This is a genomic window from Bacillus sp. FJAT-25509 (assembly GCF_001420605.1).
Classification (GTDB): domain Bacteria; phylum Bacillota; class Bacilli; order Bacillales; family Bacillaceae_G; genus Gottfriedia.
The window spans coordinates 1-15,822 of sequence record NZ_LJIZ01000003.1 but is presented as its reverse complement, the minus strand read 5'-3'; the positions used below and the strand labels follow the sequence as shown (position 1 = coordinate 15,822).

General features: G+C 32.4%; 16 protein-coding genes. 5 read left to right on the top strand and 11 right to left on the bottom strand.

Annotation, left to right across the window (positions count from 1 at the left end):
• Positions 1-21 precede the first annotated feature (21 nt).
• The 4 genes from AN960_RS00470 to AN960_RS00455 form a co-directional block, all read right to left on the bottom strand.
• On the bottom strand, positions 22-876 hold the full coding sequence (locus tag AN960_RS00470) for a carbohydrate ABC transporter permease (protein WP_056465416.1): 855 nt from the start codon (positions 874-876) through the stop codon (positions 22-24).
• Positions 857-1,804, bottom strand: a complete 948-nt coding sequence (locus AN960_RS00465) for a carbohydrate ABC transporter permease (protein WP_056465414.1) — start codon at positions 1,802-1,804, stop codon at positions 857-859. The genes AN960_RS00470 and AN960_RS00465 overlap by 20 nt, the downstream gene beginning before the upstream one ends.
• Positions 1,805-2,118: 314 nt before the next feature.
• A complete protein-coding gene (locus AN960_RS00460; RefSeq protein ID WP_056465412.1) occupies positions 2,119-3,477 on the bottom strand; it encodes a glycoside hydrolase family 28 protein in 1,359 nt (452 codons plus the stop codon).
• A 347-nt stretch (positions 3,478-3,824) separates the two neighbouring features.
• Complete coding sequence (locus AN960_RS00455) at positions 3,825-6,755, bottom strand: fibronectin type III domain-containing protein (protein WP_056465410.1); 2,931 nt, start codon at positions 6,753-6,755, stop codon at positions 3,825-3,827.
• A 460-nt stretch (positions 6,756-7,215) separates the two neighbouring features.
• On the opposite strand from AN960_RS00455, the gene AN960_RS00450 reads away from it, so the two are divergent.
• The 4 genes from AN960_RS00450 (at position 7,216) to AN960_RS24955 (ending at position 8,574) form a co-directional block, all read left to right on the top strand.
• Positions 7,216-7,428: a hypothetical protein gene (locus tag AN960_RS00450; RefSeq protein ID WP_056465408.1), complete on the top strand. Its 213-nt coding sequence runs from the start codon at positions 7,216-7,218 to the stop codon at positions 7,426-7,428.
• Positions 7,429-7,431: 3 nt separating this feature from the next.
• Positions 7,432-8,001: a hypothetical protein gene (locus AN960_RS00445; protein WP_056465405.1), complete on the top strand. Its 570-nt coding sequence runs from the start codon at positions 7,432-7,434 to the stop codon at positions 7,999-8,001.
• A gap of 127 nt (positions 8,002-8,128) precedes the next feature.
• Positions 8,129-8,431: a hypothetical protein gene (locus AN960_RS00440; RefSeq protein WP_056465403.1), complete on the top strand. Its 303-nt coding sequence runs from the start codon at positions 8,129-8,131 to the stop codon at positions 8,429-8,431.
• Between the two features lie 20 nt (positions 8,432-8,451).
• Positions 8,452-8,574 (top strand): hypothetical protein, encoded by a 123-nt coding sequence (locus AN960_RS24955; protein ID WP_286131522.1) that lies wholly within the window; start codon positions 8,452-8,454, stop codon positions 8,572-8,574.
• Positions 8,575-8,830: 256 nt separating this feature from the next.
• Here the strand turns inward: AN960_RS24955 and AN960_RS00435 are convergent, their stop codons facing one another.
• Positions 8,831-9,151 carry a YbjQ family protein gene (locus AN960_RS00435; protein ID WP_056465400.1) on the bottom strand — a complete coding sequence of 107 codons (321 nt, stop codon included), beginning with the start codon at positions 9,149-9,151 and terminating at the stop codon, positions 8,831-8,833.
• Between the two features lie 550 nt (positions 9,152-9,701).
• On the opposite strand from AN960_RS00435, the gene AN960_RS00430 reads away from it, so the two are divergent.
• Entirely contained in the window at positions 9,702-10,403 is a 702-nt protein-coding gene (locus AN960_RS00430; protein WP_056465397.1) for a polysaccharide deacetylase family protein, read from the top strand.
• 89 nt (positions 10,404-10,492) lie between these two features.
• Here the strand turns inward: AN960_RS00430 and AN960_RS00425 are convergent, their stop codons facing one another.
• The 6 genes from AN960_RS00425 to AN960_RS00400 all read right to left on the bottom strand — a co-directional run bounded on the left by AN960_RS00425 (position 10,493) and on the right by AN960_RS00400 (position 15,633).
• Positions 10,493-11,596, bottom strand: coding sequence for an MGDG synthase family glycosyltransferase (locus tag AN960_RS00425; RefSeq protein ID WP_056465395.1), 1,104 nt, complete (start codon positions 11,594-11,596; stop codon positions 10,493-10,495).
• A gap of 32 nt (positions 11,597-11,628) precedes the next feature.
• Complete coding sequence (locus AN960_RS00420) at positions 11,629-12,201, bottom strand: hypothetical protein (protein WP_056465393.1); 573 nt, start codon at positions 12,199-12,201, stop codon at positions 11,629-11,631.
• 141 nt (positions 12,202-12,342) lie between these two features.
• Positions 12,343-12,990 (bottom strand): VTT domain-containing protein, encoded by a 648-nt coding sequence (locus AN960_RS00415; protein ID WP_056465391.1) that lies wholly within the window; start codon positions 12,988-12,990, stop codon positions 12,343-12,345.
• A 26-nt stretch (positions 12,991-13,016) separates the two neighbouring features.
• Complete coding sequence (locus tag AN960_RS00410) at positions 13,017-14,246, bottom strand: sensor histidine kinase (RefSeq protein ID WP_172795379.1); 1,230 nt, start codon at positions 14,244-14,246, stop codon at positions 13,017-13,019.
• A gap of 100 nt (positions 14,247-14,346) precedes the next feature.
• On the bottom strand, positions 14,347-15,021 hold the full coding sequence (locus AN960_RS00405; protein ID WP_056465387.1) for a response regulator transcription factor: 675 nt from the start codon (positions 15,019-15,021) through the stop codon (positions 14,347-14,349).
• A 27-nt stretch (positions 15,022-15,048) separates the two neighbouring features.
• Positions 15,049-15,633, bottom strand: a complete 585-nt coding sequence (locus AN960_RS00400) for a phosphatase PAP2 family protein (RefSeq protein ID WP_056465384.1) — start codon at positions 15,631-15,633, stop codon at positions 15,049-15,051.
• Positions 15,634-15,822 lie beyond the last annotated feature (189 nt).

The following is a 15,822-nucleotide window of genomic DNA, read 5'->3' as shown; positions in this document are numbered from 1 at the left end:
AACAACATTTTAAACCTTGCATCAACCTTTAACACTTCCACCCATCCCATTAACCAAGTGCTTTTGCGCATAGGCAAACATAAGAACTGCCGGGATTAAAGCGATTACACTACCGGCCGCCAGTGCACCATAGTTTATATTGAATTCACCCATCATATAGCTTAGACCGACTGGGAGTGTAAATTTACCTTGCTGATTTGTGAGCATTAAAGCAATCAGGAATTCATTCCAAGTGTAAATGAAGGTAAATACACTTGTTGCTACTATTCCTGGAACCAAGAGCGGGAAGATTACATAGCGAATTGCCTGCAGCTTGTTACAACCATCAACCATCGCTGCTTCCTCAAGTTCTCGTGGAACATTTGATATAAAACCATTCATTAATACTGTCGTAAACGGGATCTCAACTGCGGCATAAGTAATAATTAAAGAAAGCGGGTTACTGATTAGCCCCATATGCTTAAAAATAATAAACAAAGGAATAATCAACATGGACCTTGGAATAAACTGAGTGCATAAAAGCATAAGTAGGAATGCTCGCTTCCCCTTAAACTTGTATCTGCTTAATGCATAACCAGATAAAGTTGATAGTATTAATACTATAAAAACAGTACATACACCAACTATTAAACTATTTTTAAAGTAAGTTGAAAACCCTACATTTGTCCATGCTGTTACAAAGTTATCGATTGTCGGAGAAGCTGGTATGTATCCAAGCGGCCGTTTGACGATGTCTCCCTCGTGCTTAAAGGCCGTATTAATAGTCCAATATAATGGAAAGAGTGTAAAAGCCAGCATAACCAGAAGTGGCAGATTAAATGTCAGAAGCCGGTCAATTCTTTTTTGTTTATTCAAGTTAGTTCCCCTCCCTATCATATCTCGTTATTCGTAAATAGATAATGGCAAAAAGTAGTAATATACCAAAAGCAACTACAGTTAGTGCTGAACCATATCCAAAATTTGATCCGTGAACGGCCTGTTCAGCAATGTACATCGTTAAAGTAGTAGTACTGTGTGCTGGCCCTCCGCCAGTGAGGTTGAAAAGAAGGTCAACGTTATTAAACTCCCAAATCACACGTAGTAAAGTTGTCAGGACAATTGTATTTTTCAAAGATGGTAGTGTCACATATAAGAAAGATTTAACTCTTCCAGCACCATCCATCTTTGCCGCCTCATAAAGTTCTTCTGGAATACTTTGAAGTGAAGCGAGTATAGTAATTGCAAAGAATGGTATCCCTCTCCATAATTCTGCAATAACGACCGATGTAAAAGCAGTAGTGCTATCAGCAAGCCATGCCTTGTTTTCACTTATAAACCCTAATTTGATAAATAAATCATTAATTACACCCATATGTTCATTAAACATAAGAGACCACATTACAGAGGCTAATACACCAGAAATTGCCCACGGAATAAATGCAGCCGCCCTTACCATCCCTCTAAATTTAAACTTTTGATTGAGAAGTAGTGCAGCAAATAAACCAAAAATTAGCTGTAAGCCTACCTGAGAAACTACCCATTTAAAAGATGTTATCAAACTTGGAAGAAATAATTTATCCCCCGTAAAAATCTTCTTGAAATTGTCTAACCCGGCAAAACCGTCATAAAAGGGAGCGGATATATCATAATTTTGAAGACTATAATAGAACACCGTCCCAATCGGGTAGAACAAAAAGATTGCAATCATTAGTGTTGATGGCAAAATAAACAAATAAGGTATCCACTTTTGTAATTTAAATTTTTTGATTGATTTCTTTTTTTCAGTAGAAACTACTGATACTTCCAGTGTTTGTCTTAGATTCATTGAATGGATCCTCCTTTCTTATTTTTCATTTTAATCGAAAACGCTTACACGAAGAATCCAATATCTTTAGGCGTTTGTTTGATTTTTTTAGATATTCATAATTTTTTAAATATTTTTTAAATGTAGATGATAAACAAGGCAGCTATGAGCAGCTGCCTTCTTTATCTAACAATATACTTTTACTTCAACTTTGTTTTTTAACTCTTATTTTGAATTATAACGAATCTGAAATTGATATTTTAATAGCGTACCATAAAAAAATATTGCCTGCCTAATTGTTAATAAGACAGGCAATTGACAGAAATTCAAATTGACTAATAAATATTACTTACATTATTAAATATAAAAAGTGGGTCAGTAGATTTGAATCTTTTGGACTTGCAACCTTCCATTTCAATCTCATGGCCGTTTTCTATATAGAAAGCCGGTCCTTTATGATTACTAACTGTTACCCCTTGGAATTTAATATCAGTAACATTGCAGCAATAAAAACCTCTTTGCTTCATTGGTTCAAGTTCCGCCATCATCGCAGGCAATCCAGGTTTGGCATCTTCAGCCATTGATACAGTCACATCTACAAACGTGATTTCCTCTACGTGCATTTCCGCAAGACCATATAAAAAACCTGCTGCTGCACTGACGTCACGGGCAGTTATATTTGCAAAATGGATCCTTCTAAACACAGGTGTTTCTTTTGTAATCGGGTATGGATTTTTATCCCACACATATTTTTCTTCGCCATTTGGACCACAGTTGTAATATAAATTGGCAATAAAAGGACAGATGACCCCCTTCATGATAATATTATTGATGCGTACATCCTCAATCACACCGCCCCGGCCTCGTCTTGATTTCATTCGGATTCCCCGGTCTGTACCTTCTAGAATACAATTGCTTACGGTGACATTTCGAATATCTCCGCTCATTTCACTTCCAAACACGATTCCGCCATGCCCATGAATCATTGTACAATTGGTAATGGTAATATTTTCACAAGGAATACGCTCTTTTGTTTCTTCAGTACCTGACTTAATGGCAATACAATCATCACCGACATCAATATGACAATCAGAAATGCGAACGTTTCTGCAAGATTCCGGATTAATCCCATCCGTATTTGGAGAGTCGCTGGGATTTTCAATCCGAATATTGTGAATTGTGATGTCTTCACTACAAAAAGGATGAACGGTCCAGCTTGGCGAGTTCGTGAGTTTAACCCCTGATATCAAGACATTTTTACAATGATCGAAACTAATGAGCTTCGGCCTCGGGTATTGATTTTCATTCTTCTGAAAAATATTCCACCAATAATGCCCGCTGCCATCCAACGTACCATAACCGGTTACCGATATATTTTCAGCATTTTCAGCATAAATACAAGAGGAATAGACTTCCCTAGATACTCCCTCCCAGCTGGAATGTACGATTGGGTAATCAGTTTTATCCGGATTGAATACTAAAATGGAACCAGCCTCTAAATAAAAATGAACATTGCTTCTTAAAATGATAGCTCCAGTAAGAAATCGTCCGGCTGGTACATAAACAGTTCCGCCCCCTGCTTCTGCACATGCCTCAATAGCCAGAGTAATAGCGTTATTATTATTGGTTACCCCATCGCTGATTGCTCCAAATTGTTTGATATTATATATACTAGGTGCCGTTGAATTAACCATTTTTAACCTACCTTTTTATCAGCTTCAGTCACTTTTTTTGATAACTTAATACCGTTTTTTTTATGCTGTATTAAACCTACCTTATTTAAAGATGGATACTTAATAGCAATAAATACAATTACTCAATTTCTTTTAGAACAAAAGCAGCTAACTCTTTTGAACCAGCTTTTGAAAATGTGTAATATCCATAACTCCTTTCGGTAAGTCCACATGGACCCATGCATCAACGGAAACAGGGAGTTTTATTTACTTCACTCCCTGTATTTTGTAAGACAATAACATTAAATATTACACTGATTTAGACTGTTAGTGTCTTATCATTATACTGTTATGCTTTCAAAGACTATCTAGCGATTTTCAAAATCCTTACCTGGCCGTGTGTGAACTGTTTCGCTTGGCCCAAAGCCACTCCATCGATATCCTAGAACCTTTTCAAGACCGTTTGGAATCACATCGGATAAACGTTCTCTTTTCGAATATTTGATTCCCTGTCCCACTGCTTCCACTTTAAATGTATATTGTTGACCTTTTTTAAGGCCCGTCACTCGATAATAGGTTTTAGCTGTTGTCATTTCTGCATTAATTGGTGTAAACTCACTTCCATCAGGCTTGATCGGTTTTCCGTTTACATAAACACGGTATCCAATGACATCTTGATTAATGGCGGATGCCTTGTTCCAGTAGAGGTACACACTAGTTCCATCCAAACCAATCTGAGCTTTTAGCTTGCCAGTAATTGATGGAGACCCAATCGCGTACGGAGCAGCTGTTTCGATTTCGAGTGAACGGTTATAAGGCGTCTTATTTCCTGCTAAATCCACTGCTTCCACTTCTACATTATACTTTTTACCTGGCTGAAGATCACTTAGTGTAAACTTGTTGGTTGTCGCAAATCCATTAAGTTTCCCATTTGCATACACATTATAACCTGCAATTCCAGTTTCATCACTTGCTGCTTCCCAGGCTACGGAAGCCCATGTAAAACCGGGATACACAGCATTTACTTCCTGACCGCTAAATGTATCACTAGCAGAGATCGTCGTTGTTGGTTCTTTAATTTCTGTATTGGCTGGAAGTAAAGGGGCTGTTTTGTCTGCTTCTCCATTTGTTGTAACCTTGATTTCAGGACCATTCGAAGTACGATTTCCTGTTGCATCGTCAGCTTCTACTTTAAACGTGTACTCATTTGCCGGAGCTAACCCGGTTAATGTAAAACTTGTTTTATTAGTTGTGGTATAGTTAGTACCCACTTTTACGCCATCTTTGTAGATGGTGTAACCTGTAACACCTATATTATCGCTTGCTGCATTCCAAGTTATTGTCGCACTCTTTCCATCAGCAGAAGATAGTGCCTTGACAGCAGAATTTTCTGACCAGACTGGTTTTTCAGCAGTATCTTCAGGAGCCGCTGTCGTATTTTCAAAAACAAGGCCTGTAGAGTTTTTAATTCTCCAAGGATTTCCATTATTATCTTTTACATTTGTAAAGGATACATCAATAAATTTAAAATCTTTTGCATAATCCATATTGACTGAATAGACATTATCAAATTTCACATTCTTAAATGAAATATTTTCGTGATACACTTCTCCGACGTCGTTATTACCAGTCACAAGAATGGATTGTTTATTACTACCTCCTTGGTTACGAACGGTTGTATTGAGAATTTCGATATCCTTAAAATGCGAGATTTCTTTGGCTGGTTCATAAAGAATAGACGTATTTGCATCCGTATATGCAGAAGTAAATACAAATGGACCATCCCCATCAATGCCTTCTAACGCATTATCTCTAAAAAGGATATTTTTAGCGCCACCACCCATCGGGGTATTCGTTTTGCTGCGTAAACCAACATCAGTTTTATACATAATGTTATCTTCCACAACAAAGTCCTGGATCCAGCTCCCTGTATGACTACCTAATACCACTCCACCATGACCTTCGCGAATATAGTTATTAAAAATCCAGGCATTTCCAGTAGGATCTTCATCAGCAGCCGCTTGTCCCATACCTGCCGCGAAGTTTATGGCATCGTCTCCTGTATCAACAAAATTATTGAAGACCATGATGTTCTGGGAATCACCAAACTCATATCCATCAGCATTATTTCCATCGTATGTTTTGGAAATCGTTCCATTTACGACGATATTTTTGCTGTGAAGGTTTACGATCCCGTGGAAGGAAGGATTAAGCTGCGTGACTCCTTCATAATACATACCGTCTACACCACGTATCGTGATTAAATTTGAACGGGTATTATAAGCGGATTTTTCGTCCATACCTAACTCTTGAGCAGCATAAGATTGCTTTGCAGCTAAGAAACCAAGTGTGTTTACTGAATCAAGTTCTAAAGGACCCATTCTTCCATTAACTACTTCTACATTCCCAGTTACATTTGAGTTATTTCCTGCAGCTAGGCGTGGTAGTTCATTGCCAAGTTCGTCTATGGTTGGATTATTTTTATCTTTTTTCCAGCCGTTGCCATCAATCGTTCCTTTTCCTACGATCCGAATATTTTTTAGGCTACCGTAATCGTATGTATGAGCATTGATTAGCGAGTAAGTGCGCTCATCAGTAGAGTAGTCGTATACCCAGAAATTCTTGCTATAGTCTTCAGGATCTGATGAACCAAGGAGATACCCATCTACCTGTAACGTCATATCAGATTTAAGCCATAATTCCCCAGAAATAAATTGACCTTTTGGAATTAACACTTTTGCTCCTGGTGTAGCTGCATCAATCGCGGCTTGAATGGCTTCTGTATCCTTTGCTTTATCATTTGGTATTGCACCAAAATCAACGATATTGAAAACCTTTGGTACTTTAGTTGTTTTTCCAACAACTATATTAGAATGAGCAGACTCAACACCATCTGCATTAACGGACGTTACATAGAATTCATATGATTTGTTTGGCTTAAGATTTTCAACCGTGAAATTATGAATAAGAATATCCACGTGGAAATTATCTTTATCAATATTTTTATAGAAATTATCGATATAAGCTTTTGCAGGGCCGCTGTTATCCTTTGAAGCACTACCAATTTTCTTCCCATTCATATAGACATTAAAATCTACGATGTCACTATAGTTCTTGGGCTTTTCCCACACAAGTGTGATACTATCTTCGTCAAATGCAAGTTTTGGAATCTGTAAGTTTACTGGCGATGCAAGAGCGTTTGGAGCGGTATGTTTATATGCACGAGCTGTTGCTCCAAGTTGGCTGAATACTAGTAATAATGCCAAAATGATTGAGGTACAAATTTTAAAACTCTTCAACTATGTTTCCACCTTTCTTTTATTTTTTTGAAAATCAAATATCTCTCACCCTCCTTGGCAATTAATTATAGATGAAAACGTTTTCTAAAATAATTCAATATTTTTAGATTTTTACCAAAAATCTTTATGTATTTTTAAAATACTTAACTTTTTTAGTGTTTTTATCTTTGCTTAAAATAAAAAATCCCCTTTCACAGCCATATATTTGCGTAAGAGGATTAGTAATAACTTTATTTTGTTTTTTTCTATTTTCATTTAGCAATCAACAAATTCATATTTTTCATGTAATTAATTGAACATTGAAAAATAGGAATGGTTGCTTTAAGAATTGACATATTATGTACGGCAAAATTGCTAAAAAACCAGCGCACCATCTACTTATTATCATACTTGCTTTAAAAAGAACTAATCTCTATTAAAATAGAAGTAATAAAATAGAAATTTATAAAGGAGATAATTAATGAAGAAAATTTTCAAAGTAAAAATGAGTATTACTCAAAGAATATTTATGTGTGCCTTTTCTACAATTATAACTACAATAGTAGATAATTATATAAATTGGAGTAATCGATATATCGTTGGTCTATTAGCTGGATTTTACTTCCTCTCTCCTTCTTTCGACAAATCTATATTCATTATCATGCTAAGATTAAAAGAATTAAGATTTAATTAAATTATGATAAAGAAATTATCTATAATACTTATAGCTACAATGATGCTTACTGCCTGTTCTGATTCTAGCAAAACAACAAAACAAAAAAATGAACAATCCACCGAAGTTTCATCTTCTGAAACATCAAAGAAAGCAATAAGAAAAGTTCTTGAACACCTTTTTACTGGTCCAGATAAGAAGCTAATTGATCTAATGTGGAATCCTAAATATAGGACTGTTATAAATAAAAAAGAAGAAAACCCAATGTTCGATAAATATGTAGCAGAGGTATATGGAGCATACATTACAGATTCTTACCTCGATCCCTTCGTTTCAATAATTCTTAGTCAATATTCGAATTTTGCTTATGATAATGGATATAAGTTAAGTGTTAAAAAGATTTCAATTAAGCAAAGTGAGATTGATTCAACTCGTTATACCTTTATAGCAGAAGTCAGCTATCAGAAAGATGAAGAAAAAACTGTAAATGTAGAAGGTAAAGCCTACTTCTATTCAAAAGAAAAAGGAAAAATCTCTGTAATAAAAATCATTAATGACAATGGCTTATCGGATAAAATAAGAACGAAAAATTGAATTTTTTTATACAATACAGGTTCGCTTTAAATGAGGGAGATGCTTTTGCAGAGATAAACAAATTGTTATTTACTTCAGGTTCTTTAAGGTTTTTTCTTAGCCTTATAGCAAAGGAGGGGGATTTACATTGACTTCGTTAAAAAAAGGGGTATGGTCAACCGCTTTGAGTATTGTGGGAATTATATTTTTCATAGTGAGTTATTATATTTCTAAAACCCCAACTTTCGGAGAAAAAGTCGTCATAGAAATATTTTTCTTCACAGGGATTGCTTTTATGATTACAAGTATTGTATTTGGTCTATTAGGAATAAAGTCTTATGAAAAAGGCTTCTTAAAATATATTGGAATGCTAATTATATTGCTTTTCGTTATAGCAATCACTATTATTCCAGTACTATTAATGGCTATATTTGGTTTTAGTGAACCCTAAAGTTTAGTAGAGAATTTAGGATGGATAGCGATAAAGCAAGTAAATCTAGTTCATTACGAAGAACGTCAATATCTTCAACTATCATTTCATCTGATATTTCAACTACTTCTATACTATACGATAAGTCAAGTGCATTTACATAACTATGAAAAGTGTCTCTTGATTAATTACGTCAATTTCATTTTTTTAAATCACTATTTCCTAATCTTTTAGATTTATTGCTATATATAAGCACTTTGATTGTAGGAATTTGAATAAGTTGAAGCAAAGCGTTTCTTAATGGGGATTTTCGTACGGTTTCCTTGTAAGCTTGTCCGTGAATTTGTTTACACTTTTTTTATTTATATTTAATTCTATAAAAAGTAAAAAAAAAAACCTTGAAATTTCAAGGTTTTCCGATCATATTTTCTCGATTACTACAGCCGTTCCATATGCGACAATTTCACTCATGTTTTGCCCAATTTCACCTGAATCAAAGCGCATCATGATAATTGCATTTGCATCCATTTCACTAGCATTTTTTGTCATTCGATCCATCGCTTCTTTTCTCGCATCCTCAAGCATTGCAGTGTATTGTTTGATTTCTCCACCAACAAGACTTTTTAGACCAGCTAAAATATCGCCACCTAGTCCTCTACTACGTACAATTACTCCAAATACAGGTCCTTTTACTTCAACTAGTTTATACCCTTCAATATTTTCAGTTGTAACTACGATCATATTGTTCACCTCAAAATTTTTATTCTTTACACAAATAGATTGATTCAATTTTGTGTATTTATTTCAATACCATTTTTAAACATCATTAGTTAAAAATGGAAAATTTGAAACGCATATTGTATTAATTCTATGTAATAGGTTTAAACCCTTTTTACTAAAGTGAAATTCAATTACTTAAAAAATTATTATAAGTTAATATTTGTAAGAGACTTCATTTACATCAATAATAAATGCTGATTTTTAATAAACCCTTCTAATGTATGTAAATCAAGTTTTAAATTATTCCTAATTTGAAGAATTGGATACGGATTTTCATAGATTACTCGAAAATTTTATAATTGATTTTCTAATCTTTTCGCAAGTGTTGTTTTTCCGCCAGCCATTGGGCCTTTGATCGATATAATCTTTCTCATATTATCCCGTAATCACTTTTCGCTAGTATATTCTTATTTCATCATAATATTTTCTTCTTTTAATTACCAACAATTAGTAAATTGGACTATAATAAAATTATATTATCATTTTATTTATAGTTAGTTAAGGAGAATATATGCTTAGAATTTTCATCATAATCGGGGGGTTACTATTATTTGTATTTATTCTATATGGACCAATCCCGAGTTTACTAACACGTTTATTTAAATTCTTTTCTATCCATCAAGTTTCTTCTATAAGTCAGAAACGGATTGCTTTAACTTTTGATGATGGTCCACATCCAGTTTATACGAATTTACTTTTAGACTTACTCCAAAGTCATTCAATTAAAGCAACTTTTTTTGTATTAGGTTCAGCGGCAGAAAAGTATCCTACGATCATTAAAAGAATACATGAAGATGGTCACTTAATCGGAATACACAATTATAAACATAAATGTAATTGGTTTCTATGTCCAAAATACATAAAAAATCAAATCGAAAAGACTGCAAGTATTATTAAGAAAATAACGAACAGTGATCCACTTTATTATCGACCGCCTTGGGGGTTAGTTTCACTACCTCTCCTATTTCAAAAAAAGCTTAAAATTATTTTATGGTCGGTAATGGCAAATGATTGGAGTAGTAAAGAAGGTAGTGATGGCATTTATACTCGTTTGTTAAATCAAACGAAACCAGGATCAATTATTTTATTACATGATAATGGGGATACATTAGGTGCAGATGAAGATGCGCCTATTCATACAATAAAAGCATTAGAAAAATTTATTGAACATTGTTTACAAAACCAATATCAATTTGTTAGGATTGATCATTAGTTATTTATTCATTCAAAACCAAACACCACAAGGAACTCATTACCTTGTGGTGTTTTTAAGTATTTATAAAGTTTTTAGTCATAAATCTTCTAAGAAATTGAACTAAAAATATCATTGACAATTAATTGTGAACTAAATCCTTTATTTAATGCAGTTAAAGATGATTTCATTTGTTCTAAATGATTTGATTTGAAAAGAATTCGATTTATATAAAAAGTTAATTCATTTAACGACTTTACTGTAACTGAAGCACCAGCATTTTCAAATATTCGGGAATTCTCTTTTTCTTGGCCTGGTGTCGGTTTATATAGAATTGTCGGTAAATTACATGCAATACATTCTGATAATGTAATACCACCCGGCTTCGTAATTAAGAGATCAGATTTTTTATACAAATTTCGTATATTATTTACGTATCCAAATACTTGTAGTCGGTCTTCGTATTCTTCATTTAATTTACTTAATTTATTATAAAGTATGCGATTATAGCCACATACCACAGCTACATTAAGCTTTGTTTCAGTAAGTAACTGCTTGGCCATTTTTTCTACGTCCTTTAATAATCCAACTGCCCCAGCAACTATCAAGATTTGATCGTTTGATTTCGATTTACTTGTATCTTCATTCAAGAAATCTATTTCTTTAAATTCTTGGCGAAGAGGTATACCACTTACAAATATTTTCGATAATGAAACGCCTAAATTCACCATTTGATGGATTAATCCTTCCGTTGCTATATAATAGCGATCGATTTCATTATGAATCCATGAACGGTGAATATAATAGTCGGTAACAACTGTATATAATTTACAAGGATGTGATGAATATTTTTTCCATTTTGCTACTGATCCAACTGGAAATGTAGTAATGATAATATCAGGCTTCTCTTTTTGAAGAATACTTTTTATATTCTTTCCGCATAATTCTAAAAGCCTGTCAAAAATGACTGTACTGAATAATTTCTCAGTTCCATAGAAGAACCATTTATAAATTGTTTGGGCATGTTGGAATAATTGCAAATGAATACTTTTTGCAAATACATTTATTGTTGGATATGCTTCTTCATATATATCAATAATTGTTACATCGTTAAGGTTAATATGTTCAAACTCACTTTTTAACGCTTTTGATACTTCTTTATGCCCATTTCCAAAACTCGATGTAACGACAAGTATTTTAGGCTGCAATACCATACTAATCAACCTCTTTTGAATAGACAAATTAATTAAACGAATGTATGAATTAACATTGAGATTACTACTGTAAATGAAAGATAGTAATGCCAGTTTTTATCTTTACGTTTATATCTTAAAAAACCAAATATCCCCAGTGGGACTAAGAGCAAATAAGTTATTACGCCTGAAATATAAACAGCATCTGTTTTCCATTCAAAAAAAGTCATAATCACAGAGTGTACCGTAATTAAAGCAAAAGTAATTAACGAGATTGGGACATGTATTAACTTGCACCATTTCAATAATTTACCTAAGTATTTCTTAAATTGCTTTTTGTCATTTAATTTTTTAAATCTAATTAAAAAATAAAGTGGAAAGAGAATAAATCCCGCAAATACACCTATTCTACCAAGGGATCCCTTATCTTTCGCATACATTTTTAAAGGATTAATTTTATGAAAACCATGTTGTATGCCATTTTGTATATGAGGTCCCAAATTCGTTAATAATTCAGTTCGATGCGAGACTTTCGACCCTGCAATGATAAAAAGAATAATCGAAATTACTAATGCTATATAAATTAATTTTCTCTCATATTTATTTTTTATCCAATTACTAATCATTTTGATTCGTTCCTTTCAAGTATTAAAGGAAAATTGAAGATAGCACTATCCATTTTTTGAATTTCCCCTTTTTTATACAACTAATGTACAAAATAAAAGTGAAAATTTAATGAAAATTGCATTATGTTTTAGTAAAATTGATTAATTTTGTGACAATTTACTTTTCTTACTTAATTTTTTAAGAACATCGATAATGATTGGTATAATTGAAACAAGAATGATTCCAATCGTTAAGATCCCAAAATGATTTTTAACAATTGGAATATTACCAAAAAAGAAACCAATCGAAACCATCAGTCCAACCCATAGTGTTGCTCCGAAAATGTTATATGAAATAAATTTTGTATAGTTCATTTCACCGATTCCTGCTACAAATGGAGCAAATGTCCTAACAATCGGAATAAACCTTGCTAGTACAATAAATTTAGGCCCTTTTTGTTTGTAAAAGTTTTCAGTTTCATGAATGTATTTTGTATTTATTTTATTACTCTTACTTAATTTACTTCCGAATTTATTACCTATAAAATAATTTAAAGAATCACCTAAACTAGCTGCGATTATGAAAAGGATTAATAATCCAAAAAAGTTTAATAAATGTAAGGATGCAAGTGCACCTGCTGTAAAAATTAATGAATCTCCAGGTAAAAATGGTGTCACAACAAGTCCCGTTTCCAATAAAATAATGAAAAATAAGATGATATATGTTAATGCCCCATAGTTGTGCACAAAAGTTAATAAATGTTGATCTAAGTGCAATATGAGATCAATAAAATTTTTTATTATCTCCATATACTCTAACTCCCTTAAAATTTTCTCTATATGTTTTTCTTAATTTGAAACAAATTTGAAATCGGAATTTTAATTTTAAAACTGCTACCCTTTCCGAATTCGCTATTAACAATAATTTCTCCATTTAAAGACTCAATAATCGTTTTTGCGATCGATAACCCGAGTCCTGTATTACCTTCATCTCTTGATCTATGCTCTTCTATTCGATAAAACCGATTAAATATTTTGTCTTGTAGTTCTTTTGCAATTCCAATACCATTATCTTTTATTTCATAATAGAAATAGTTTGTTTTTTTTTCTGATCTCACGTAGTAATTTAACGAAATTGTACGGTCCTCATGTGAGTATTTAATCGCATTATCAACAAAGATATTAATCAATTGTTTTAGACTTTCTTGATTCGTTTTAACAATAAATTTTTGTTCATTTAATAGCTGTATTATTTGATTTTTTTCTGATGCTTTATATTGCCATGCTTTTTGAATTTGTTCCGAAAAGACATCAATTCTAAATTCTTCAATATTAACTTTGGCGATTTGTTTCTGGTCAAGTCTTGCAAGAAACAGTAATTGATGGACAAGATTACGCGTATCACTTAATTCCTTTTTTAAATCGGTTAAGGTTTCCTTACCGAAATCAGATAAGCGATCTTGCTCAACGCTTAATACATCTATACCAGCTTGTAATACAGATAACGGTGTTCTAAGTTCGTGTGAAGCATTTTCCACAAATTCTTGTTGTTCTTTATAAGATGAAATAATTGGTTCCATTGCCTGATTTGTAATTTTCTTGCCGAAGTAGTACGCCATAAAACAAAAGATAATTGAGAGTAGAAATGAGATACTGATAAACTGCTTTATTAAATAAATAACTGACGATAAATCTTTACCACTATAAATTGTACCGAGGTAATGATTGGATGAATCATATACCTTTTCTGCAGCAATCATTAAATTTAGTTCTTCTTTATCATGAGGACTAATTCGTTTAATAAATACTTTATTATGATTAGGATTAATCTGTTTTAAAACTTTTTCTATATCTTTTGTATACCCTGGTGATGTTTCATCATAGATTTCAAATCCGTTCTTTTTATTTAAAAAATAATTAAAATAAACATTTTTGCGTTTATGTTTTCTTTGAGTAATATCATCATTTGGACCTAGAGATGCAGCATTCATTTTTACTTCTTTTATTTCTTCCTTTAATACTGTAATTAGATCACTCTTTTGATCTAAATAAATATAAAACGACAATACACTTCCTACTGAAATATTAAATAAAATAATGAAAATCATTAAAATTCTAAGATTGAAAAATGTTAATCGCTTGCTAATTTGATGAAATAATGAGATTTCATTTTTCGATTGTATATCCAACACCTCTAACACTCTTTATATAGGTTTTTTGATATGGTAGATCAATTTTTTTTCTTAGATTTTTTACATACGCTTCAACAGCATTACTTGTTACCTCAGATTCAATTCCCCAAACTCTTTCAAAAATAACTTCCCTAGTAAGCACAATCCCTCTATTTTTTACTAATAAATCAAATAATTGTAATTCTCTTTGAGTCAAAATTATTTGTTCATTACCTCTACTTAAACTAAAGTTTGTCCGATTATATGTTAAGTCTTCAATCGTGATTAATTCATCTTGAAGTGGCGCAAAATTTCTTCGATTGAGTACTTTAATTCTTGCGGCAAGTTCACTAAAATCAAATGGTTTAATTAAATAGTCATCCGCTCCAGCTTCTAACCCTTCAACACGATGATTAATACTGTCTCTCGCTGTTAACATTAAGATAGGTCCTTTAAATCCACCTCTTCTTAGCTTTTTGCATATTTCTAAACCACTTATTTCAGGTAACATCCAGTCCAAAATAAGTAAATCAAAATCATAGTGAGTAGCTAAATCCAATGCCTGTTTTCCATTAGTAGTCCATTCGATTTGAAATGGAGTTTGTGTTTTTAACAAATGGGTTGTCATTTTTCCAAGTTTTTGATCGTCTTCAGCAAATAAAATTTTCAAAAGAAGTCTCCTCTATTAAGTTCTTAATCAGGCACTTAATTTCTTTTTCATATTAGATGGTAACTTGTTTATTATTCTTTCGTATATTTTCAATAATATTTTCATTAATGGTTCCGTTAATGATGATGTTTTTAAAACAATAATCGCTACTATACTAGCCAAAATAAATGCACCAATTATATCAAATGGATAATGTACCCCAACAAAGATACGCGAAATACCAACTAAAATCGCCCACACAAGTGAAACCATACCTAAACGATCTTTTCTAAGCAATAAAATAAGAGCTGTAGAAAATACTAATGTTCCATGATCACTTACAAAAGATGAATCCGATGAATGTGAAATCAGTTTCGTCACATGGTGATTCACAAATGGTCGTGCGTGATAATAAAATTGATGGATTATAAAGTTACCGCCTAGTGCTAAAATAAGTGTTAAAGCGATATAAAAAGCTGTATACTTACGCTCGGTACCTTTTTGAATCCATAAATAACATAAAAGTGCTATTACGATTAAAATGGCAGTTTTAGATAAATAAATCATTACATTATCTAATGCCGGCCATTTTCCAGCAAAATTATTTATTAATTTAAATATTGAGTAGTTCATTAAAATTTCCTCCATTTTTTTGATCGGAAATTATTATATAAAAGTTTTATGAAAATTTGATGAAAATTTTGATTGGAAATATGTTTTTCTAATAAAAAAAGACCTATTATAATGGTCTTACCCCTGTCAAGTAGACACTTAAATAAAAGGTACATTATCTAAGCAGCCTTAACCCTATATTCTATAGGG

What these genes read in the sequence shown, in the direction of transcription:
- AN960_RS00470 (WP_056465416.1), bottom strand. Translation starts at nt 876, where the DNA reads ATGATAGGGAGGGGAACTAACTTGAATAAACAAAAAAGAATTGACCGG.
- AN960_RS00465 (WP_056465414.1), bottom strand. Translation starts at nt 1,804, where the DNA reads ATGAATCTAAGACAAACACTGGAAGTATCAGTAGTTTCTACTGAAAAA.
- AN960_RS00460 (WP_056465412.1), bottom strand. Translation starts at nt 3,477, where the DNA reads ATGGTTAATTCAACGGCACCTAGTATATATAATATCAAACAATTTGGA.
- AN960_RS00450 (WP_056465408.1), top strand. Translation starts at nt 7,216, where the DNA reads ATGAAGAAAATTTTCAAAGTAAAAATGAGTATTACTCAAAGAATATTT.
- AN960_RS00445 (WP_056465405.1), top strand. Translation starts at nt 7,432, where the DNA reads ATGATAAAGAAATTATCTATAATACTTATAGCTACAATGATGCTTACT.
- AN960_RS24955 (WP_286131522.1), top strand. Translation starts at nt 8,452, where the DNA reads ATGGATAGCGATAAAGCAAGTAAATCTAGTTCATTACGAAGAACGTCA.
- AN960_RS00435 (WP_056465400.1), bottom strand. Translation starts at nt 9,151, where the DNA reads ATGATCGTAGTTACAACTGAAAATATTGAAGGGTATAAACTAGTTGAA.
- AN960_RS00430 (WP_056465397.1), top strand. Translation starts at nt 9,702, where the DNA reads ATGCTTAGAATTTTCATCATAATCGGGGGGTTACTATTATTTGTATTT.
- AN960_RS00425 (WP_056465395.1), bottom strand. Translation starts at nt 11,596, where the DNA reads ATGGTATTGCAGCCTAAAATACTTGTCGTTACATCGAGTTTTGGAAAT.
- AN960_RS00420 (WP_056465393.1), bottom strand. Translation starts at nt 12,201, where the DNA reads ATGATTAGTAATTGGATAAAAAATAAATATGAGAGAAAATTAATTTAT.
- AN960_RS00415 (WP_056465391.1), bottom strand. Translation starts at nt 12,990, where the DNA reads ATGGAGATAATAAAAAATTTTATTGATCTCATATTGCACTTAGATCAA.
- AN960_RS00400 (WP_056465384.1), bottom strand. Translation starts at nt 15,633, where the DNA reads ATGAACTACTCAATATTTAAATTAATAAATAATTTTGCTGGAAAATGG.